The sequence below is a fragment of the Coprococcus sp. AF38-1 genome (assembly GCF_003603945.1).
GTDB classification, from domain to species: Bacteria; Bacillota; Clostridia; order Lachnospirales; family Lachnospiraceae; genus Coprococcus; species Coprococcus aceti.
This window is the reverse complement of sequence record NZ_QVGO01000008.1, coordinates 73,397-95,673: the sequence shown is the minus strand read 5'-3', so window position 1 is coordinate 95,673 and position 22,277 is coordinate 73,397. Positions and strand designations below refer to the sequence as shown.

Sequence of the window (22,277 nt, the reverse complement as noted above, 5' to 3'; positions counted from 1 at the left end):
CATCATCAGCTTATGTCTTACTTGCTTTAATCTTGGTTATGCCGTTGGCTCTAGGAGCAAGAATAAGACAAAAAAATAACCGCCCAGCCTGGTAAACTGTGAGCGGTTATTTTATACCATTCATATATCAAGGCTAACCGTCTATCGGTAGCACCTTTTGATATTATACTAGCATTTAGCCGCTTGCATGTCAAACGTATATTTGCTTATCATTTACCCTTATAATTTTCACCTATCTCACTTATCCACTATCTCAAGCTCATCCCGTGTAACCCGGCACGTGAGATTTAACACCTCCACGCCGGCTGCCTTCGCCTCATAGAAAGTCTCCGCGAACTCCCTGTGTATTTCCGCATTTGGCCTGACCTCAGTTATCCCTGTCATCGGAATGACAAATGCAACATAGCATTTATATCCCTCGGAGACCGCCTTCATCAGCTCCCGCAAATGCCTGACTCCCCTGTCGGTGGGTGCATCCGGGAAATATCCTATACCACCGATCTCCTGAGTGCAGCCCTTGACCTCCATGAGATACTTCGTGCCATCCTTTTCCATATAGAAATCAATCCTTGAATCCCCGTATACATACTCCGGCTTTATAAAGTCATAATCCTTAGTTTTAAGCCATTCCAAAACCACCTTATTCGGCACCTGACTATCCACGTTCACCCAGCCAAGCTTTGGATCCTCCACCGCTATGAGATCGTATTTCGTCTTGCGGTTTGGATTTGCAGACTTCTCAAGGCTGACCGTGTTCCCCGGTATCAGCAGACTGATAAGCCTCCCCGTGTTCTTTACGTGCACGGTCTCTGTAACTCCGTCTATCTCCACATGGGCTGTGAACCTGTTTGGCCTTTCTACGAACTTGCCTGAGATAACATTTGTATATTTCACCTTGCCTTACATCTCCCATCTATTCCACAACAGAGCGGTTCATCATGTAGAATGAGAACCTTGCCTTGTCAACAAGCTGTCCCTTGTCATCGTAAATATTTGCCTCGTACAGTGACACCTTCTTGCCCTGGCGGATCTCGATTCCCTCACAGATGAGATACTCCGTGTTCATAGCCGGAGCTATATATGTCATGGTTCCATCTATAGTTGAAGAAAACTTTCCGTAGGTACATGCCGCGATTCCGCTCACTATATCCGCAAGTGAGTACAGGCATCCACCATGCACAGAACCATATGGATTAAGGACATCCTCTGTGACCATCATCTTGCCCTTCACATATCCAAGGCTCATATCGACCAGCTCTATCTTCAGGTTCTGAACATAGATGTTGTCCTTGTTAAACCTTATCAGTGCCTGTTTCACATCCTCGGACATAGCTTTTTTGTTGTCGTTTATCTCATTCATGCTCCATTTTACCTTTCAACTCTATTTTCAAGTTCATACATCCTGCGCACATATCAAAAGCACTTGTCCAGAATATCCGGATCAAGTCCTTTTCTTCCCGTTATAAACCCAATCCCAAAGTACAGCACCGCACCTACCATCAGTCCCCACACGACCGCATTTATCCCAGCGATCTTGATAAAATACGTTGCAAATATATATGTCGCGATCGCACCTACGCTGCTGCACACCGCCGCCTGCTTAGTTCCCTTCTTCCAGAACAGACCTCCCACAAGAGGCCAGAAGAATGTGCATTCAAGTCCGCCAAATGCAAACATGTTGAGCATGAAAATTATATCCGGCGGATTGATCGTGAGAACCATCACCACCACGCCGAGCAACATCGTAAGTACCGTGCTCACCAGCTTGACATTCTTGTCGTATTTCTCATTTTTCACCGGATCATCACCCACCACGTAATTCTTCCACAGATCCTTCACTATAGCTGCTGTGGCAAGTATGAGGAGCGAATCCGCTGTCGACATGACTGCTGCCATCGGCGCTGCGAGGAATATCGCTGCTATTCCAGGCGGCATGATCTTCTGTACTATATATGGTATAAAATAATCCGAAGTTGGAAGATTGTCCGTATCGACAAGTGCGCCAGCCCATGTTCCTGCAAGATGCATTCCTACGATTACAAAGCTGCATGTGAGAACTCCGATCCACATCGCTCTGTGCATGCTCTTCGTATCCTTAAATCCCATGGCGCGCACAGCAGTCTGGGGAAGTCCCAACGTTCCAAATCCCACAAGCACCCAATAGCTGAGCAGTCCTCCTGGCGTGTATTTCGAGAAAATGTCATCGTACACCTCCGGCAGATTTGTCTGAAGACCGGCATCTATCGCGGCAAGACCGCCCCCGCTCCTTAAGACAAAGAATATAAACAGGAATGTTCCGATACACATTACTATTCCCTGAATCGTGTCAGTTATGACAACCGCACTGAATCCGCCGATGGCTGTGTACAGGATCACGACTGTGCCAAATATCAAAAGTGAACTCACATGATCCATTCCCGTTATGGATGCTATAAGTGTGGCCCCTCCCGTAAACTGGCTTATCATCTGTGCTATGAAGAAAACTATAAGTCCAAGGCTCGTGATGACCACCAGCGCATCGCTCTTGTATCTCGCCTTGAAGTAGCCCACTACTGTCACAGCACCCGTTCGTCTGGACACTATCGCAAGCTTATTTCCAAGCACACCGAGCACCAGAAATGTGACCGGGATCTGAATAGCAGCTATCCACGCCTGTGCATATCCATATGTAAGACCCGCTGCACCCGGTCCTGATATAAATGAACTAGCGGAGGTATATGTTGCCATGATCGTCATGGCTAGGACTATTCCATTCATATTTCTTCCGCCTATGAAATACTTCTTCTCGGACGTTGTGTGCAGACTTTTCTCCGCCCTTCTGCTGTAGACAAAGCTCACCACAACATTGAATAATAGATATCCGAGAAAAACCGATAAGATCAATATCTGATTACTGTTCATTTTCACCCTCACTCTCATCCTCTTCATATTGGAAATCTACAAACACAAACTTAAGCAGCCAGAATACACCGATTACCGCAAGCACCACTGTTCCAAGCACCGAGACCACAAACCACGCCGGCATATGGAACACCGTCCACCCGGTGCCATTTAGCAGGAACGCGGTTAGCACATGCCATAAAAAACATATAAATACCACAAGCAACGTCGCTTTGATCTCTTTTATACACTGCCTGTGCTGTTCTTCCTTTGTCAGTTTCATCATAATAATATATCCCCTTATATTTCATAAATACATCGAACAATGCTCATTATATCACGCTGATCAGTTTTTTCATAGTTGCCCCGCCAGCCACCCAAATCCTGTGCATATACAAACTCTGTATTGTTGTCTGCACAAAAAAACTGGCGCACAGACGTTTCGTCCATACACCAGCTATTTATAGTTTACTGTATACCAATTTATGTTATGCTATTTTATCTTTTACATTTTCCAATTCATATAACGTATCCGGATCTATATCCAGACATTTCGATGTATCCCTCGTTCCTGTCACATCCCATGCCAAAGTTCCATTCAAAATTGTACATGAATTCAAAAAGAAATCTTTGTCTCTAAGCGGTTCAAACACTTTCTTATCCAGTAGTGGTTTTGCATCATAACATACAATTTTGCCATCCTCAAAATACACATATACTGTATAATCTTCAAATGGAACTACCTGTACTATATCATATATCATGCCAATTCCCCCTCTCTGTATAATACATAACTTTTAAATCAATGGATTTATTCTGTTTAATGGCAAACCATCCTTCGATAATTCCCAATTCTGCATTAACTCATCTTGATGAATTACGCACCATGCAAGTATGAGCTTTAACTGCCTTGAAGGCAATGCACCTTTTATAACCCGTGCTTCATTTATATCTATTATAGCTTTATTTCCGTTATATTCTGCCTGAAAATGTGGCGGATTATGATCATCATAATACATAGTTATTCTGATTCCATAAAACAGTGATATTTCTGGCATACTATCAACCTCCAATTATTATTGATAATATTATACTATATCATTCCAAGGCTGTTCAATAACTATCATGACTATATCAAAAGATAACCTAAGTAGATTTAGTCTTTTCTAAAACAGCATACACACCCCGGCGACCACAGCGCAGATAGGAATATATATAATAAAGTGCATAACATGCATCTTCATATTGTATCCGAACATATGAGGTCCCACAACTCCCTTGACCTCCGGATAATAACGCGGGAAGAAGTTTGAATGACAGAGCAGCACCCAGTCAAAGAAACCTATATCATAGATCTCCATCACATACATTATCACTATGAATCGCGCGAAGAACTTCCAGTAGCCGAAATCATGCCGTACGCCATCCCACACGCTAAGCACGATAGCTCCTATAAACAGCAGAAGTGCAACTACTTCTATACACCATCCAACCGCATGAGCTCCGCGAAATCTCTCTTTTCTGTCAGGAATCACCGCCAGATTCTCCTTCGGTGCTGTGCTCATAAATCTCTTATCCTGTACAAATGCGACCATTCCATACAGAAGAAGGAAATAGGCCACCATAACAATTACCGCCGCAACTATTGTCACCAACATCTCTTTTGCCCCCTTAACACTCTTTTGTATTAATTTTTAGGTTAGTTTTCACTAACCACACTAACACATCTATTTCCAAATGTAAACCTTAGAATGTACCTATTCGTACCTTAGCAAATGCAAATCTAATGAAATTACGACAAGAATTTTTATGCGTAGAATTGAGCTGTCTGTCAGTCCATGTAATCCGCATTCCGCCGCAAAATGACACCCATTCAATATATAAAAAGCGCCGGCACATAAGCTTGTTGATATGTCCGCAATAGAACAGATATATCAACACCACTAATGCACCAGCGCCATGTTTACTCTATATACATTTTAATTCAGATCTTTATACATTGATCTCCGCAGTAACGCCGAGGATATCCTTGTTCTCATCGAGGATAGGCTGAATGACCTCTGCAAGGAACTCTCTTGTCTGCTCAGGAGCACGACCTACGAAGTTCTTTGGCTCAAGGATAGATACGATCTCCTCCTTTGTCATACCAAAGTCAGGGTCTGCTGCGATACGGTCAACGAGGTCATTCTCTTTTCCAAACTTCTTGACCTGCTCGCCTGCAAGCATTGAGTACTCTCTGATCTTCTCATGAAGCTCCTGACGATTGCCGCCACGCTTAACAGCATCCATCATGATATTCTCTGTTGCCATGAATGGAATCTCCTTCATGAAACACTGGTAGATAACCTTGTCATATACCACAAGACCATCTACAACATTCAGGTACAGATCAAGGATTCCATCAACTGCAAGGAATGCCTCTGGAACTGAGATACGCTTATTTGCTGAGTCATCCAGTGTTCTCTCAAACCACTGTGTTGCGGCTGTGATAGCAGGATTGAGCGCGTCGCACATTACATAATTGGCAAGTGATGCTATTCTCTCACTTCTCATTGGATTTCTCTTGTATGCCATAGCTGATGAACCGATCTGGTTCTTCTCAAATGGCTCCTCTATCTGCTTTAAGTGCTGGAGAAGTCTGATATCATTTGAGAACTTGTGTGCACTCTGTGCGATGCCTGAGAGCACATTAAGAACTCTTGAGTCGACCTTTCTTGAATATGTCTGGCCTGATACAGGATAGCACTCAGCAAATCCCATCTTCTCAGCGATCTTTCCATCTATCTTTCTCACTGTCTCGTGATCTCCTCCGAAGAGCTCAAGGAAACTTGCCTGCGTTCCAGTTGTTCCCTTTGATCCGAGAAGCTTCTGCTGGCTGATCATGTACTCTATATCAGAGAGGTCAAGGAGCAGCTCCTGCATCCAGAGTGTTGCACGCTTGCCGACTGTCGTTGGCTGTGCAGGCTGGAAATGTGTAAATGCAAGAGTTGGAAGATCCTTATACTGATCTGCGAACTTTGCCAGCTCATTTATAACATTGATGAGTTTCTTTCTGACAAGCTTTAATGCCTCTGTCATAACGATAACGTCTGTGTTATCGCCTACATAGCAGCTTGTTGCTCCAAGGTGGATTATTCCTGCTGCCTTAGGGCACTGAACACCGTATGCATATACGTGGCTCATTACGTCGTGACGAACCAGCTTTTCTCTCTCTCTGGCAACATCATAGTTGATGTCATCAGCGTGAGCCTTGAGCTCCTCGATCTGCTCATCTGTGATTCTTGGATTGCCGTTCTCGTCCTTGAGACCAAGCTCCTTCTCTGTCTCAGCAAGAGCTATCCACAGCTTTCTCCATGTCTTAAACTTCATATCAGGTGAGAAAATATACTGCATTTCCTTACTAGCGTATCTTTCACACAGTGGGCTTTCGTACTTGTCCTTACTCATGTCTTTACCTCTTTCTTCCTGTAGTCTCCCGCATCTGCCAGCTGACAAATGCTTTTATATCTTATCACACAACTATTATACATGGGTTTCAGATTATTTCCATGCTTTTTTTGCATAAACCAGAAATTCGGAATCCTAATTTATGTGTGACTCCGATCCTCTCTTGAAGTCCTCGTGGTCGCCTCTGATGTCCTCTATAGGCGGTTTCATCGGATACTGACCGCTGAAGCATCCATGGCAGTACTGTCTTCCGCCTGAGAGCTCCGGAAGTCTCTCCATCTTCAGGTACGCCAGAGAGTCGGCACCTATGATCTTGCATATATCATCTACAGACCTGTTGTATGCTATGAGCTGCTCTCTGTCCGGAATGTCAGTTCCAAAGTAGCATGGATACAGGAATGGAGGTGAACTGATCCTTACATGGACCTCAGTCGCTCCCGCCTCCCTGAGCATGCCAACTATTCTGTCACTCGTAGTTCCACGAACTATAGAGTCATCTATCATTATGACACGCTTGCCATTTACAGCCTCCTTAAGGACGTTCAGCTTGACACGCACGCTGGACTCTCTCTGGCTCTGCTGTGGCTTTATGAATGTTCTTCCCACATATCCATTCTTGACAAATGCCGTTCCATATGGAATACCCGATTCTAGTGAGTAACCCATAGCCGCCGCATTTCCCGATTCAGGAACGCCAACTACCACATCAGCGTCAACCGGGCTGTCCTTTGCAAGGCATCTTCCGGCTGTGATACGCGAATCGTACACAGACATTCCATCTATGACTGAATCAAGTCTCGCAAAGTATATATACTCAAATATACATCTTGCATGCTGCTCCTGGCACATGTTCTTGTACGACTGGATTCCGTACTCAGGTGATATGGTTACAACCTCTCCAGGCTCCACATCCCTGACAAATTCGGCACCTATTGTATCGAGCGCACAGCTCTCAGATGCCAGTATGTATGCGTTATCACGCTTTCCTATACAAAGCGGTCTGAAACCAAATGGATCTCTGGCTCCGATAAGTTTTCTAGGACTCATGATGACAAGTGAATATGATCCCCTTACTTTCTTGAGAGCTCTAGTGACAGCCTCCTCAACGGAACCGCACTTAACTCTCTCCCTGGCTATATGGTAAGCTATTACCTCAGAATCAATTGTAGTCTGGAATATAGCGCCTGTGAGTTCCAGCTCACGTCTAAGCTCAGGAGCATTTACCAGATTGCCGTTGTGTGCAAGTCCCAGAGTTCCCTTTACATAATTGAGAACCAGCGGCTGTGCATTCTCTATAGTGCTGGCACCGGCTGTTGAATATCTCACATGACCCACACCGATATTTCCCTTTAGCTTGCTCAGTGAATCAGGTGTGTACACCTCATTCACAAGACCCATGCCCTTTAAGGAGCTGACCTTGCCCTTAGGACCGGCAGTGTCTGACACCGCTATACCGCAGCTCTCCTGCCCACGGTGCTGCAATGCAAACAGACCATAGTAGATCGTGTTCGCCACATCATTTCCATCGAAATCATAGATACCGAAGACTCCGCACTCCTCATGCATCTCGTCCTCGTCATAATAATGGGATCTTAAACATTCGTTCATAGATATATGCCTCTCATGTTATATTATTGCAATTGCCACAAACCTGTGATTCACATCATAAGTATAGCGACAATCATATCTTTCACCACATAAAACTTTATCTGTTTTGCCACAACATGTCAACAGATAAATTCTATCATTTTCAGGCTGATACCCCACTTTTTTCATGCATTTTCACCAACAGCAGTATATTTCGCAAGTATTTATCTATTTAGACTTGAGAAAATCCACACCTCTCTGTCGCAGCCCCGCCTCACCGGTCGTGCTGTACTTCTCTCCTGTCGCAGCAGGTTACCACATAGTCCTTCCGGCTTCCACCTGGAATTGAAAAAAGCCCAAAAGATACAAATTTACGTACTTTGTATCTTTTGAGCTTTTATACCACTCTCTACTCCACAGCGTATCCCTTTGCCTTTATGAGATCCACCATCTTGTATACATACTTCTCACACAGCTCATCTGTGGCTGCCTCGACCATAACTCTGATAACAGGCTCTGTACCGCTCTGTCTGAGAAGAAGTCTTCCGTCGTCTCCAAGCTCTGCTGCTATCTCATCGTTCAGTTTCAGCACATCAGCATCGTTCATGACTGCATCCTTGCTTGACACCTTGACATTCACAAGGAGCTGTGGATATATCGTCAGGCTGTGGAACAGTTCTGAGAGCTTGACCTTACGTCCAAGTATAGTCTCCATGATCATCAGTGAGGTGAGGACACCATCACCGGTTGTTGCATACTTGGAGAAGATGATATGTCCTGACTGCTCGCCGCCGATGGAATGTCCGTGCTCCATCATATTCTCGAACACGTACTTGTCACCGACTGCCGTCTTCTCATAGTTGATGCCCTTCTTGTCAAGTGCTTTGTAAAGTCCAAGGTTGGACATGATAGTTGTGACGATGGTATTGTTGTTCAGCTCGCCCTTATCCTTCAGATAACGACCGCAGACATAGAGTATCTTGTCTCCATCCACGATCTCGCCCTTGTCGTCCACTGCAAGACACCTGTCCGCATCACCGTCAAATGCAAATCCCACATCAAGTCCCTTCTCCTTGACAAATGCCTGGAGCTTATCAATATGTGTTGAACCGCAGTCCGTGTTGATATTTGTTCCATTTGGCTCATTGTTGATGACATATGTCTTTGCTCCGAGAGCGTCATACACTGACTTTGCAACCAGATATGATGCACCATTTGCACAGTCAAGACCAATCCTCATTCCCTTGAAAGGCCTGGTTGGGATCGTGAGCAGATAACCTATATATCTGTTTCTTCCCATGGTGTAGTCGGTGGTCTTACCGATGCTGTCCTTCTTTGCAAATGGTATCTCGCCGAGCTCTCCGTCTATATACTGCTCTATCTCATTCTCTATGGCTGCCTCAAGCTTATAGCCCTGACCATTGATGACTTTTATACCATTGTCATAGTATGGGTTATGGCTGGCCGAGATCATGATACCACAGTCAAAATCACCTGTGCGGACTATATACGACACACTAGGTGTAGGCGTTACATGCATCAGATATACGTCTGCTCCGCTGGCAGTAAGTCCTGCAACCAGCGAATACTCGAACATGTAGCTTGAAAGTCTCGTATCCTTTCCGATGACAACGTGTGCCTTTCCATCTTCATGCTGCTTGCCGTAGTAATAACCAAGGTATCTTCCAACCTTATATGCATGCTCCACAGTAAGGTCTACATTTGCCTCGCCTCTGAATCCGTCTGTTCCAAAATATTTACCCATTGTAAAATCCTCGATTCTATTATTCTATAACCTCATCCTGTTCACTTTCCTGAACAACCAGAAGATCTATCGCTCTCCTGTGGATGTGTATCTTGGTTTCCTTATATTCTCCGCCGAACTCACCATCGCATGTCCATGCAACCGGATCCTCTGCATCAAACTTGACCCTGTGAGCCCTGAATGAAACCATGCTTTTCTCATTCATATCACCTGTAAGGAGTGCCCTGACAACTCTCTCCATATCTGCAGGAGTCTTCATCGTCCTTATCAGTACTCCCTCAAAAAGTCCGTCATCGAATTCAACGCCTTTTCGGGTTATACTCTTAAAACCTCCAACAGATACCGAGTTGGACACCATACCGAATATGAACTCGCCTTCCTGCTCGTCCCCGTCTATCGTAACCTTCATCTTGTAAGATGGTACATTTGCCAGACTTTTTATCCCCTGCAATACATATGCCGCATGCCCAAATATGTTCTTCATATTCTGCGGCGTTGCATATGATGTATCTGAGAAAATTCCGAAAGCTGCGACATATACAAAGTTCTTGTCGTTCAGACTTCCTATATCTATGGAGAACGGCTCTGCCTTCACTATCATCTCAGCCGCCTCAACCGTCTCTCTCGGTATGTCCATGCTCCTTGCAAAGTCATTGGTGGAGCCACACGGAATATATCCAAGTGGAACCCTTATCCCGCTCTTCATATATCCTGTAACTGTGTTGCCCAAGGTTCCATCGCCCCCCGCACATACGATCACATCGTAGTTTGCGCCTTCCTCCTGAACAATTCTCTCTGCGTCATCTGCCGATTTCGTAAGATATGTCCTGACCGCATAATCGCTGTTGCAGAACACTTCCAGCACATCCACCAAAGAATTCTTCAGAGTAGTTCTACCCGCTTTGGGATTCATGATGAACAGCATATTCTTCATACTTTCAATAACACAACCTTTCCCTTTGAAACTGCTTATTTACTTGTGATCCTCCTTGTACTTCATGTACAGATCATACCCCTTCTTGCGGAGCTTGCATGATGGACAATGTCCGCAGCCCTCGCCCTTGATGCCATTGTAACATGTGAGTGTCATATCTCTGATAACATCCAGTCCGCCCAGCTCATCAGCCATCTTCCATGTCTCCATCTTATCGATCCACATCAATGGTGTTATTATATCAAACTCGTAGTCCATTGCAAGGTTAAGTGTTGTATTTAACGATTTGATAAATATATCCCTGCAGTCCGGGTATCCTGAGAAGTCGCTCTGGGACACTCCTGTTATTATATCAGATATTCCCCTCTGTTTGGCAAATATTGCTACAAATGTAAGAAATACCATGTTTCTTCCATCGACAAATGAATTCGGCGTGCCCTCCTCAGGTGCATTTTCGTCAACCTTCATATCTGTTCTTGTCAGTGAATTTGGCGCAAGCTGGTTAAGCAGGCTCATGTCGAGTATGTGATGCTCCACTCCGAATTTGTCCGCGATCTCCTTAGCACACTCAAGCTCTAACGCATGTCTCTGTCCATAGTCAAATGATACGGCGTACACTTTCTTATACTTCTTGAGTGCCCACAACAGACACGTTGTGCTGTCCTGTCCGCCGCTGAATACTACAACTGCCTCATCCTTATTCTTTAAATTCTGCATGATCTCATCCTCCATATATAATCAAATATGATATTCCAAACCGCATTATAACGCTCACGGATAAACAAATTCACCATTATCAATTCAGTGTACCGATAACTATCTTCCCGCATTGTACATCATCAGCATCTTGTTCTGCAGAGCTGTGTCGCTCTCAAATCTTCCCCTGAGAGTGGTCGTCATGGTCTTGCTTCCCGGTTTCTTGATGCCCCTTGCCGTCATGCAGCTGTGATGTGCCTCTATCATGACCGCCACGTCCTCAGTTCCAGCAGCCTTGGATATGACGTAGGCTATGTCCGAGCCTATCCTCTCCTGGAGCTGAAGTCTCTTCGCCACCATATCCGCAATCCTCGCTATCTTAGAAAGTCCGAGCACTCTTCCATTTGGAATGTATGCGACTGACACCTTCATGTCGTACATAAGCGCCATGTGATGCTCACAGTAGCTGAACACCTCTATATCCTTGACAAACACCATGTCACCGGCCTGCCTTGCCACTCCATCCTCAGCAAATGTCTTGCCGAACATCTCGGCCAGCTCGTCATTGGTGTAGTTCATTCCCTCAAATACTTCCTCGTACATACGCGCAACCCTGTCAGGAGTCTCTACAAGTCCCTCCCTGTCAGGATCATCTCCAAGGGCAATCAATATTCCTCTTACGTGTTCCTTTATAGCCTCTTTATCTATCGCCATCTTATACACCTCTTTCTTCCGGATCCCAAATGAACTTGTGAAGCTGTAACTGAAGCTTCACATCATTCATATCGTTCTCGATCATAAAATCCACTATATCCGCAGGATCTATGCTGCCATACACAGGGCTGATGAATACTCTCGTCTTCTCATCCAGCGCATACTCCCTAACTATCTCAAAACATTTTTCCAGATCCTCCTGTGAACCGACCACAAATTTCACCGAATCATTCTTGTCTATATAGTTATAATTTGCAAGGCACATGTCATTCTCCATGCCGCTGGATGGACATTTGTAATCCAGCGTGTACGATACATTTCCCCCAAGAGCCTTGAACTCTGCGATATCCACACTTCCATTTGTCTCAATCTCGACCCTTACATCATCCTCCAGCTCAAATGCAAGGAGGAGCTTATCTATGTCCTTCTGTATCAGCGGTTCCCCACCTGTCAGGGTTACATTCTTCACCTCTGTTCTTCTGACATAATCGATGATCTCATCCTCGGTGAGTTCCTCATAAGGAACGCCTGCCTCATTTGCCCACTTGGTATCGCAGTAACCGCAATCAAGATTGCATCCAGCAAATCTTATGAACACGGCAAGTTCTCCGGCTCTTGCAGCCTCACCGTTGATACTTATAAATCTCTCTACTACTCTGTATGTGCTCACGACTGTATTTCCTTTCTCCCGGTGTATATTCTCCATTCTCTCACATCTTCCAGATTTTTAGACCTGCCAGCTTCTCACCGGAATCCTATCATATATATTTACTCACAATAAGAAGCCACGTTGTTCGGTGTCTCATACACACTTGCCTCTATGACCTTGTAGCCCCGGCCTGCCATCTCATCATATATATACTTTGCAAAGTTCTCAGCAGTAGGTCTGAAATCAACCTTCACGATCCTCAGATTTTCCGCCAGCAGCGCATCCTCCGTCGCCGGCTTCAGGCTTCCCGTTTCCATGATAAGGCTGTGGTCAAAGTGATCCGCAATCTCCTTCAGATCCTTCTTCAGATTGGAGAAATCAACCACCATTCCTCTGTTCTGTGTATCGCTCTCAAGAGTCTCTGCACCGACCTCGATCTCCACAGTCCATCTGTGTCCGTGGATATTGCTGCATTTACCGTCATAATCTTTCAAAAAATGGGCGCTGTCAAAACTTGCCTTTGTCTTTAACTTATACATAACTCCTCCTATAAGCATCCAACTGTTCACCACAAAAAAAGACCAGAATAGGACATTCTGATCTTCTTATGTCCTAGTTTTGTTTAGTGACAGGATGGTACTAATGAACTGTCAATCTATAATATTGTATTTATGCTTTATTCGTATATTATATCTGACTATTTCCTATCAGATATACCAGCTTATGTCTCTTACTATGCTTTAGATATTAAGGAATCCCTTAACCTCTGCCAGCATATCCTCCTTGTCACATACTGTGTCGTGGAGAACCTTTGCTGATCTGATATCCTCTATAGCCTGAGGTACCTTTACACCTGAGAGCTTCTCAAGCTCGTCGACAAGCTCAAAGTCTGTCTTGGAATCATACTCAGCGTCTATAGCGTTCATAACGCTTCTTGTGAACTTGTATGGGCTTGCTGTTGACGCGATGACTGTAGGTGTCTTATCTCCTGTCTCTGCCACATACTTTTCATATACTGTAGCCGCAACTGCTGTATGTGTATCGATAATATAATCATCTGACTCATATACCTTTTTGATGGTAGCTGCTGTCTCTGCCTCTGTTGCATATCCACCATAGAACTCAGCAAGCTTTGCCTTCATATCGTCTGTGATGGTGTACACTCCATCTGTTGTGAGTTCTTTCATAAGCTCTGAGTTCTTCTCAGCATCATTGCCAGCAATCTTGTATATCAATCTCTCAAGGTTGCTTGAAATGAGGATATCCATCGATGGTGATGTTGTGAGTATGAACTCTCTGTTTCTATCGTATGTTCCTGTCTGGAAGAAATCAAACAGAACCTTGTTGTCATTTGATGCACAGATGAACTTTGCGATTGGAAGTCCCATCTCCTTTGCGTAGTATGCAGCAAGGATATTACCAAAGTTACCTGTTGGAACATCCACGTTGATCTTATCGCCGGCCTTGATGGTTCCGTCTGCAACAAGTCTTGTGTAGGCGTATACATAGTATACCATCTGAGGGACAAGACGTCCGATGTTGATGGAGTTTGCTGATGAGAACTGATAGCCCTTCTCATCCATGTACTTTGCAAGCTCAGCATCTGAGAACATCTTCTTCACACCTGTCTGGGCATCATCAAAGTTACCTGTGATACCAACAACAAATGTATTGTCACCCTTCTGTGTAACCATCTGCTTCTCCTGGATTGGGCTTACACCGTGCTTTGGATAGAACACGATGATCTTTGTTCCAGGAACATCTGCAAATCCTGCAAGGGCAGCCTTACCTGTATCACCTGATGTTGCTGTGAGGATGACGATCTCATTCTTTACGCCATTCTTCTTTGCTGATGTTGTGAGAAGATATGGAAGGATTGAAAGTGCCATATCCTTGAATGCTATTGTTGATCCATGGAAAAGCTCAAGATAATATGCTCCTGCCTTATTCACAAGTGGTGCTATAACCGGTGTATCAAACTTTGAATCATATGCTGAATCTATACAATGCTTAAGCTCAGCCTCTGTGAAGTCTGTGAACATAAGCTTCATAACCTCGTATGCAACCTGCTGATAGTTCATCTTTGCAAGATCTTCCAGAGACACATCAAGTGCTGGTATAGAATCTGGTACAAAGAGTCCCCCCTCATTAGCAAGTCCCTTAAGTATAGCCTGTGATGCTGTTGCTGTCTCATTTGCATTTCTTGTGCTTCTGTAGATAAGTTCCATTTGCCAATCTCCTTAATAAATATATTTAAACATTTCGTTATGTACTAAACTCAGGAATCACCTGTATTCTTACAAATAATCGTGTGCATTATAACACAGCATTTTATAAAAAACAAGCTATAGCCCGCCTCATTCGTGCGACTTTTCCAACACTTTCCCAACACTTATCTCACTGCATTTAAAAACCCGCCTTACGGCGGGTCTTTAATATATCTGTATACAATTTCTGCTTTTTATTACTTTACATATACATCATAGTAGCCTGTTGCGAAGTTAAGAGCTGCCTGATGGTTTGAGAAGTAGATATCAAGATGATTGCCATTGATAGCTCCACCTCTGTCCTGAACTGTGTATGTATGACCATCAACTATAAGCTCTGTACCAAATGCAAAGTTACTTGGCGCTGCACATGTCACACCCTCGACTGCAGGTGCACCTGAAGCTGTTGTCGGGTTATCCATGTTGCTGTACTCACCGCAGCAGATTGGACATGGACAATATGCCGTAATCCAGAATGTTCCGAGATATGTACCTGATGCCTCACCATTCACATAAATAACCTTGTCATCAGGAAGTCCATCTGTTGACTTCTCTGTTGATGGATCAACTGATATCTGATCGTCAGGAAGTCCTGCTGCTGACTTATCCTTATCCTTAACCTTCATCTGTGTGGTAGGTTCTGACTTTGTTGTGTCTGCTGCCTGCTGTGCAGCCTCTGTTGCACGAGCCTCTGTTGTGCTCTCCTGAACTCCACCGCTTATGGCTGAAGTCTTCTTAACTGTCTTCTTGCTTGAGAGGGCTACTGAACCAGTCTTGTTGACATCTGACAGAGTACCATCTGCCAGTGCAACTGATGATGTTGCCTCTCCATAGTCTGCTGTGTTGTCTGCGTATAATGTATTACCTGCTGCTGCGATCGACACTCCCTTGCCCTTGGATGAAACCATGCTGTCATCTGATGCGATAACTGCGTATGATGAAAATCCAACTGCCAGGAGTACTGCTCCTATGCTAATCTTCTTTACGTTCCTTTTCAGTGATGTCTTCATTAGTTTCTGTGATTTCATACGTGATGAATCTGAAAACTTTTGCATAACCTTTTCTCCTTAATTTCTTTACGGTTTCAGAATTGTTACAAAACCGTTAAAATTTAACTCATGACGCTATTATAATCTCTGTCGAAAGAAAGGTCAAGCAAAGTGGCTATTTTTGTAAATCATGCACAACTCGCATAAAATCTTTAATTCAGTTAATGTAAATATGCAACATTTTAAAATGCCGTTTTTGTGCATATTTTACATTTTAGTACCGTAACATTTTTGAAACAAATTAGCATCTTGTATATTTTTACTTTAGAATTTTTAATAAATTCTTTATTTCCTGTTACATTTTTTGTTTTTATGTTAACTCACAATGACTTTTTCAGGTGCGCTGTCAGCCCATATACAGAGCAGTTCCTCAAGCTCCTCGTAAGTCTCAACCTGGTTCACATTGCTCCTGAGCTTTGCCGAATCATACATTCCGACTGAGTACCATGCCACGTGCTTTCTCATCTCATGGATACCTGTGTACTCACCCTTGAACTCAACCATGAGTCTCGCATGTCTCAGCATCATATCCTTCACTTCATATATGTCAGGCTTGTCCGGCAGTTCGCCATGCTCGTAGTAGTATTTCATATCGCGGAATATCCACGGGTTGCCCCTCGCACCTCTTCCTATCATAAAGCCGTCACAGTTCGTCTGCGCCCTCATGTCTATGATGTCCTGAGGAGTGTTTATATCGCCATTGCCAATGATCGGGATGATGCACGCCTCCTTCACCCTGGCTATGACGCTCCAGTCCGCATGTCCCTGATAATACTGCTGCCTTGTCCTTCCGTGCACCGCCACAGCGGCAGCCCCGCTCTCCTGGGCTATATGTGCTATCTCAGGCGCATTTATATGCTCTGAATCAAATCCGCTTCTTATCTTGATGGTCAGCGGTATGCTTATAGCTTTTGCCATGGCCTCGACTATCCTTCCAACGAGAACCGGATCCTTCATCAGCGCAGATCCCTCTCCATTGTTGACCACCTTCGGCACAGGGCAGCCCATATTTACATCTATGAACGAATAACCGTTGCTCTCTATCCTCTTTGCCATCTCCGCCATGATCTCAGGATCAGAGCCAAAGAGCTGCAGCCCAAATGGCTTCTCCCGCTCATCCATAGCCAGAAGCGGCTTCGTGTTCTTATTTTTATAATATATTGCCTTGGCACTCACCATCTCGCTGTACAGAATATCACAGCCCTGTTCCTTGCATAAAAGACGAAATGGCTGGTCACATACACCAGCCATCGGCGCCAGGATCAATTTATCTCTGAAATCCATAAATTTCTCCATTGCTTCTATAATAATATATAATTTGCAAAATCCGACTTATTTCTGCTTGTCCATGATAAGTCTGAGTCCGTGAAGTGTGAGATCCGGATCATACACATCTATGCAGTCCGTGTTCTCATATATCATCTTTCCAAGTCCGCCGGTAGCCACGACCTTCATGTTGTCGTATCCTGACTCCTTGCGCATTCTCTTCACTATATACTCTGTCTGGCCAATATAGCCCATGCACACACCGGCCTGCATACTGGATATCGTGTCCTTGCACAGTATCGTCTCAGGCACCTTTATCTCTATCTCAGGAAGCTTGGCTGTTCCCGTCCACAGAGCATTTGCAATAAGCCTTATGCCCGGCGATGTGACCTCAGCCTCAAACACGCCATCGGCATTGATGAGGTCGTACGTTGTGGCAGTTCCAAAGTCCACCGTGAGAACCGGTCCGCCATACATGTGATAAGCCGCAACTGCGTCAACTATTCTGTCAGCTCCAAGCTGCTTCGGGTTTGGCAGCGCTATATTGATCCCCGTCTTTATTCCCGGCTCAACTATGAGTGGTGTTATTCCAAAATATTTCTTTATGCCATTCACCAGGGAATGCATGATCTTCGGAACAACCGAAGCGATTATAACTTCATCTATAACATCAGTTGACAACTGTCTCATTCTGAGCCAGTCGCGCAGAAATACTCCGTACTCATCCGATGTTCTCGATATCCCGGTGGTCATCCTGAAGGTCTTCTCCAGGCGTTCTCCGTCAAACAGTCCTATCGTAATATTTGTATTTCCAGCATCAATAGCAAATAACATGCCCCTTTTTCCTTCCTGATCTTCCAATTATTTTATATCATTCATTTACAAGACTGTTAATGTCAACACCCTGTATAAATATCTTATAGAACAGCTCCAGACTCTGGAACAGCTCCTTCTTTTCATTCTGCAGCTTCTTGACCTTGAGTCCGCATCCTATGTCGTCAAATAACAGGTCATCCTCAAGTGCCCTCGTCTGTATCTTCAGATTGCCGGCGTCGTCAAACACCAACATAAATATTCCTCCGACCTCCTGTGTAAACGCTCCACACATGGCGTGAAGCTCGTCCTTTATCTCATCAGGAAGCTTTGAAAATTCCTTGTTCAGATAAAACTTCTGATTATATATCGAGCTGGCGCACAGAACAAGCTCGCCATCCTCTGTCCTGGTTGAAATCTCCATAACCGCTCCTATCCTATAACGTCCGCCATATCGTACATTCCTGCAGGCTTGCCCTTGAGGAACTTTCCTGCCTCAACAGCACCCTTTGCAAATACTGACTTGGAATATGCCGTGTGCTTGAACTCTATAACCTCATCAATACCTGCAAATATCACCTCATGCTCTCCAACTATAGTGCCGCCTCTGACAGCAGAGATTCCAAGCTCCTTCTTATCCCTCTTCTTTCTCACCTGGCTTCTGTCGTACACATACTCATACTGCTCATTGCATGCCTCATTGATTGAATCAGCAAGAGCAAGAGCTGTTCCGGATGGAGCATCCACCTTCTGGTTGTGATGCTTCTCAACTATCTCTATATCATATCCGGCTGGTGAGAATACCTTCGCAGCATCCTTCAGAAGCTTCATGAGTGTATTGATTCCCAGTGACATGTTCGCTGACTTGAGTATGGCAACCTTTGCACTGCACTCCTTTACCTTTGCAAGCTGCTCATCTGAGAGACCTGTTGTGCAGAGAACTATAGGAGTCTGTGTCCTCACACCGTAATCGAGGAGCTTGTCAACAGCTACAGCCGCTGCAAAATCTATGATGACATCAGCCTCGACATCGCAGGCATCTATGTCTGTAAATACCGGATATCCGTTATCCCTGTTGTCCACAACATCTATTCCCGCTACGATCTCGGCATCAGGATCGCCTGCAACGATACCTGTTATTACCTGTCCCATCTTTCCATTGCAACCATGCATTATGATCTTTACCATGTCTGTCTATCCTCCATATATATAAGCTTTGTCATTTGTTGTCGTCTTTTGTGTGGTCTATGCACGCTGACATGCGCATATATTTCAACATGTACTCCATTTTACACATTTGCTGTCCATTGTGCAACGTTTATATCCACCTCGGCAAATAAAAATGTCTGCAGCCAGTTGAGACCGCAGACATCTGTATTGTTTCTATGATAATTACAGTCCTAGAGAACTCCGTACTCTTCCATTGCCTTCTTGAGCTTCTCCACGTTCTGTGGCTCCATCTCAGTGAGCGGCATTCTCATTGTTCCATCACACATACCAAGAAGCTCTACAGCCTTCTTGACAGGTATTGGATTGACCTCGCAGAACAGTGCGTTGCAGAGATCAATGGCCTTGAGCTGGAGATCAAGACTTCCCTGAACATCTCCGTCAAGATACTTCTTAACCATATCGTGTACATCCTCAGGGATTATATTGGCTGTCACTGAGATAACTCCCTTTCCGCCAAGTGAGAGAAGAGGTACAACCTGATCGTCATTTCCTGAGTAGATATCTATGCATCCCTTTGCAAGGCTTGCAAGCTTTACAACCTGACTTATATTGCCTGAAGCTTCCTTGATACCGACAATGTTCTCAACGTTCTGTGCAAGATATACTGCTGTTTCCGGCTGGATATTGCAGCCTGTACGTGATGGCACATTGTAAAGGATTATAGGCACATTTACTGAATTTGCAACGGCTGTGAAGTGTGCGATGAGGCCCTTCTGTGTAGCCTTGTTGTAGTATGGTGTAACCACGAGCAGACCGTCCACTCCGTAGCTCTCTGCCTCTGTTGAGAGATATATTGCTGTTGCAGTACAGTTTGAACCTGTTCCTGCTATTACCTTTATTCTGTGGTCAGCGAACTCTACACACTTCTTCACGCACTCAAGATGCTCCTCGTGTGACAGTGTTGAAGCCTCGCCTGTTGTTCCGCAGATAACTATGGCATCCGTCTTGTGTGCTATATGAAACTCCACGAGCTCCTTGAGCTTATCATAATCCACATCTCCATTTTCAAGAAATGGTGTTACAAGTGCAACTGCTGAACCGGTAAAAATTGACATATTGTCGTCCTCCTTAAAAATAAATAGTCGATACAATATAGCATAAAAATGGGCTGGCAAAAAGCCAACCCATAAAAACATCTCATTCTTACAAGTAGCTCTCCATCCTCAGATGACAGTCATACAGTTCTTAACTGCACAACCAGCAACAGATCCTGTGGAATATCCATCACTTCGGCGGTCTTCCCTTTCGTCAGGCATCTTCTGCATCCACATGCATCAGCCTGCTTAATCATTAATCCCGCGCCTCTACTATATTGTATTCAGTTTAACCTTAGATAGTGCTACTATATCACCGCATCCAGACCATGTCAACCATATATTTTACTGCGTGCTTCACAAGGATTCCTCCCACTGACGTGGGTCCCTCCTTATGAAATATCATTCAAGACATTCCATCTTGCTCACAGACACCTCGTATGCCACCTTGCTGATCACCTGGTCATTGTCGATACGCTTCTGATACTCCCTGCTCTGGATCCTTCCCCAGATGGCCACATGCTCTCCTACCTGGAGCTTTCCGGCAAATCTCGCATTTCTGCCCCAGCAGATACATGGTATGTAATCGCTCTTGCCGTATGCTCTGTTGACCGCCAGCAGCACATCCGCGATCTCCCTTCCAAGGGGCGTCATCCTGTACACAGGTGCCTTACATATGTAACCGTCAAGATAGATCTGATTTGGTCTGTTCTCATCCTCAGCATCATCCTCGTCGATGGTCTCGATCTCTCTCACAAACACAGACAGTATAAGGCGGTTTCTGGTCTCCTCATGCTTGTTGTATGACCTGAACTGTCCCTTTGCCATGATGCGCTCCCCTATGTGGGATTCGTTCACATCGAACAGTCTGTCAGACACCATGAGCGGAATAGTATCGTAAGCATCGCTGAGTCTGCTGACGATGAGATCCACCATATAGAAGCCCTCGCCAAATATCTCGTGGCTGAACACGAACTCTGATGCTATCTCTCCTGCCACCACTACCTGATTGTTGTTTAATGTTTTTTCAGTCATATTTTCTCCCTCCGTTATAACAAACTTTTGCATACTTTAAAAGTTATGCCACGCAGTACAAAAATATGCTGTCTTGTTTGATCTAGTTTTGTCGGTCTCTCTTTCGCTGTCTCATTACCTCATACGACAAAAGAGTCGCCGATATTGCAGCGTTCAGCGATTCGACCTTGCCCTCCATCGGAATCCTGAGAAGTCTGTCGGCTCTGCACGCCACCTCATCCGTCAGGCCATTTCCCTCATTTCCTATGAGGAATGCCACCCTGTCCGGGAATCCTATGTCGTAGAGATCGTCGCCGTCCAGATGTGCTCCGTACACCACAACGCCTGACTGTCTCAGCTCCTCCACAGTCCCGGGCAGGTCATCGCACATGACAAATGGCACCCTGAATATGGCACCCATCGTCGATCTGACTACCTTCGGATTGTACGGATCGCATGAACCTTTTCCTATAAGCACGGCGGTCACACCTGCTGCCTCGGCGCTTCTGAATATAGTTCCCATATTTCCGGGATCCTGGAGCGTATCCAGCACAAGAAATGTCTCTCTGTCATTCCTGCCGAGCACGGAATCAAGCTGATAATGCATGCATTTCACCACAGCCATGCACCCCTGTGGAGTCTTGGTCTGTGACACCCCTGCGAACACTCCGTCGCTGAGTATCCAGGTATTCCTGCCATCAAGCACACCCATGCTCTTGAATTCATCCCTGTATTCCTTAAGCGCACTCTCCGACAGATACACCTCCTGAACATTCTGAAGCGGAAGCTCCCTGAACATGCGTATCCCCTCGACCACGAACACGTCTCTGTCCTTTCTGAGCTTTGCATCCTTGTTCAGCTTATTAAGTTCTTTTATCCTCGGATTACTGTTTGCTGTAATTACTTCCACTTTTTTCTCCTTTTGCGGTATT

General features: G+C 44.8%; 24 protein-coding genes and 1 riboswitch. All 24 genes read right to left on the bottom strand.

The features are described from left to right. Positions 1-237: 237 nt before the first annotated feature. Positions 238-894: a DNA/RNA nuclease SfsA gene (gene sfsA, locus DW025_RS12580; RefSeq protein ID WP_120000139.1), complete on the bottom strand. Its 657-nt coding sequence runs from the start codon at positions 892-894 to the stop codon at positions 238-240. A gap of 19 nt (positions 895-913) precedes the next feature. Beyond that, positions 914-1,360 (bottom strand): PaaI family thioesterase, encoded by a 447-nt coding sequence (locus DW025_RS12575; RefSeq protein ID WP_015533260.1) that lies wholly within the window; start codon positions 1,358-1,360, stop codon positions 914-916. Positions 1,361-1,413: 53 nt separating this feature from the next. Continuing rightward, positions 1,414-2,901 carry a sodium/pantothenate symporter gene (panF, locus tag DW025_RS12570; RefSeq protein WP_120000137.1) on the bottom strand — a complete coding sequence of 496 codons (1,488 nt, stop codon included), beginning with the start codon at positions 2,899-2,901 and terminating at the stop codon, positions 1,414-1,416. Next, the gene (locus tag DW025_RS12565; protein WP_004849642.1) at positions 2,891-3,166 is read right to left on the bottom strand and encodes a YhdT family protein; all 276 of its coding nucleotides are present in this window, start codon (positions 3,164-3,166) and stop codon (positions 2,891-2,893) included. The genes panF and DW025_RS12565 overlap by 11 nt, the downstream gene beginning before the upstream one ends. Before the next feature lie 202 nt (positions 3,167-3,368). Further along, positions 3,369-3,644, bottom strand: a complete 276-nt coding sequence (locus tag DW025_RS12560; protein ID WP_120000135.1) for a DUF2442 domain-containing protein — start codon at positions 3,642-3,644, stop codon at positions 3,369-3,371. A 33-nt stretch (positions 3,645-3,677) separates the two neighbouring features. After that, positions 3,678-3,938: a DUF4160 domain-containing protein gene (locus DW025_RS12555; RefSeq protein ID WP_118757543.1), complete on the bottom strand. Its 261-nt coding sequence runs from the start codon at positions 3,936-3,938 to the stop codon at positions 3,678-3,680. A gap of 108 nt (positions 3,939-4,046) precedes the next feature. Continuing rightward, on the bottom strand, positions 4,047-4,538 hold the full coding sequence (locus DW025_RS12550) for a hypothetical protein (protein WP_117548577.1): 492 nt from the start codon (positions 4,536-4,538) through the stop codon (positions 4,047-4,049). Positions 4,539-4,872: 334 nt separating this feature from the next. After that, positions 4,873-6,327 carry an adenylosuccinate lyase gene (gene purB, locus DW025_RS12545; protein ID WP_120000133.1) on the bottom strand — a complete coding sequence of 485 codons (1,455 nt, stop codon included), beginning with the start codon at positions 6,325-6,327 and terminating at the stop codon, positions 4,873-4,875. 135 nt (positions 6,328-6,462) lie between these two features. Then, the gene (gene purF / locus DW025_RS12540; protein ID WP_120000131.1) at positions 6,463-7,935 is read right to left on the bottom strand and encodes an amidophosphoribosyltransferase; all 1,473 of its coding nucleotides are present in this window, start codon (positions 7,933-7,935) and stop codon (positions 6,463-6,465) included. Between the two features lie 388 nt (positions 7,936-8,323). Further along, on the bottom strand, positions 8,324-9,679 hold the full coding sequence (gene glmM, locus DW025_RS12535; protein ID WP_117548575.1) for a phosphoglucosamine mutase: 1,356 nt from the start codon (positions 9,677-9,679) through the stop codon (positions 8,324-8,326). 19 nt (positions 9,680-9,698) lie between these two features. After that, a complete protein-coding gene (locus DW025_RS12530) occupies positions 9,699-10,613 on the bottom strand; it encodes a diacylglycerol/lipid kinase family protein (protein ID WP_120000129.1) in 915 nt (304 codons plus the stop codon). A gap of 39 nt (positions 10,614-10,652) precedes the next feature. Further along, on the bottom strand, positions 10,653-11,330 hold the full coding sequence (gene queC, locus DW025_RS12525; protein ID WP_055143853.1) for a 7-cyano-7-deazaguanine synthase QueC: 678 nt from the start codon (positions 11,328-11,330) through the stop codon (positions 10,653-10,655). Positions 11,331-11,429: 99 nt separating this feature from the next. Then, positions 11,430-12,023 carry a GTP cyclohydrolase I FolE gene (folE, locus tag DW025_RS12520; RefSeq protein ID WP_117548574.1) on the bottom strand — a complete coding sequence of 198 codons (594 nt, stop codon included), beginning with the start codon at positions 12,021-12,023 and terminating at the stop codon, positions 11,430-11,432. 1 nt (position 12,024) lies between these two features. Then, positions 12,025-12,729 (bottom strand): putative 7-carboxy-7-deazaguanine synthase QueE, encoded by a 705-nt coding sequence (gene queE / locus DW025_RS12515; RefSeq protein ID WP_165854788.1) that lies wholly within the window; start codon positions 12,727-12,729, stop codon positions 12,025-12,027. A 62-nt stretch (positions 12,730-12,791) separates the two neighbouring features. Next, complete coding sequence (gene queD / locus DW025_RS12510) at positions 12,792-13,211, bottom strand: 6-carboxytetrahydropterin synthase QueD (RefSeq protein ID WP_187115846.1); 420 nt, start codon at positions 13,209-13,211, stop codon at positions 12,792-12,794. Positions 13,212-13,412: 201 nt separating this feature from the next. Beyond that, positions 13,413-14,900 (bottom strand): threonine synthase, encoded by a 1,488-nt coding sequence (gene thrC / locus DW025_RS12505; RefSeq protein WP_022216593.1) that lies wholly within the window; start codon positions 14,898-14,900, stop codon positions 13,413-13,415. A gap of 236 nt (positions 14,901-15,136) precedes the next feature. Then, positions 15,137-15,994 (bottom strand): 3D domain-containing protein, encoded by an 858-nt coding sequence (locus tag DW025_RS12500; protein WP_117548572.1) that lies wholly within the window; start codon positions 15,992-15,994, stop codon positions 15,137-15,139. 309 nt (positions 15,995-16,303) lie between these two features. Further along, a complete protein-coding gene (gene dusB / locus DW025_RS12495) occupies positions 16,304-17,272 on the bottom strand; it encodes a tRNA dihydrouridine synthase DusB (protein WP_117548571.1) in 969 nt (322 codons plus the stop codon). Positions 17,273-17,320: 48 nt separating this feature from the next. Next, positions 17,321-18,088, bottom strand: coding sequence for a type III pantothenate kinase (locus DW025_RS12490; protein ID WP_118016773.1), 768 nt, complete (start codon positions 18,086-18,088; stop codon positions 17,321-17,323). A 37-nt stretch (positions 18,089-18,125) separates the two neighbouring features. Next, positions 18,126-18,491: a DUF6145 family protein gene (locus DW025_RS12485; RefSeq protein WP_015533275.1), complete on the bottom strand. Its 366-nt coding sequence runs from the start codon at positions 18,489-18,491 to the stop codon at positions 18,126-18,128. An 8-nt stretch (positions 18,492-18,499) separates the two neighbouring features. Continuing rightward, positions 18,500-19,255, bottom strand: coding sequence for a 4-hydroxy-tetrahydrodipicolinate reductase (gene dapB / locus DW025_RS12480; protein WP_022216597.1), 756 nt, complete (start codon positions 19,253-19,255; stop codon positions 18,500-18,502). Positions 19,256-19,467: 212 nt separating this feature from the next. Beyond that, on the bottom strand, positions 19,468-20,352 hold the full coding sequence (dapA, locus tag DW025_RS12475) for a 4-hydroxy-tetrahydrodipicolinate synthase (RefSeq protein ID WP_120000128.1): 885 nt from the start codon (positions 20,350-20,352) through the stop codon (positions 19,468-19,470). An 87-nt stretch (positions 20,353-20,439) separates the two neighbouring features. After that, positions 20,440-20,612, bottom strand: a riboswitch (Lysine riboswitch). Positions 20,613-20,733: 121 nt separating this feature from the next. Further along, positions 20,734-21,366, bottom strand: a complete 633-nt coding sequence (locus DW025_RS12470; protein ID WP_117548569.1) for a single-stranded DNA-binding protein — start codon at positions 21,364-21,366, stop codon at positions 20,734-20,736. A gap of 82 nt (positions 21,367-21,448) precedes the next feature. After that, positions 21,449-22,255 (bottom strand): TrmH family RNA methyltransferase, encoded by an 807-nt coding sequence (locus tag DW025_RS12465; protein ID WP_117548568.1) that lies wholly within the window; start codon positions 22,253-22,255, stop codon positions 21,449-21,451. Positions 22,256-22,277: the final 22 nt, after the last annotated feature.